Raw genomic sequence first — 237 nt, forward strand, 5'->3', positions numbered from 1 at the left:
GGTGCAATGGCGATACGCGCATCACGCCCCAGCTCCAGCTGGTCGACCTTCAATTCCGCAAGCGAGGCAGGGAGCAGCAGGGTTGCCGAATCAGCGACGCGCAAGTGCGTGAGGTGCACGCTGGCCGACTTGTCGGGCAGGCGCAGCATGGAATTGGCGGCGACTTCCAGGCTTTCGGCCTGAGCCAGGGGAGTGGCCAACATGGCCAGCAACATCAGATTACGCATTTCGCGGCGC

At 63.7% G+C, this 237-nt stretch carries 1 pseudogene; it reads right to left on the bottom strand.

Annotated elements, in window-relative coordinates:
- A pseudogene (locus SB765_RS33530) lies at positions 1-227 on the bottom strand (collagen-like protein); the annotation flags it as partial.
- Positions 228-237 lie beyond the last annotated feature (10 nt).

The organism is Pseudomonas sp. SIMBA_067 (genome assembly GCF_046534675.1).
GTDB lineage: Bacteria > Pseudomonadota > Gammaproteobacteria > Pseudomonadales > Pseudomonadaceae > Aquipseudomonas > Aquipseudomonas putida.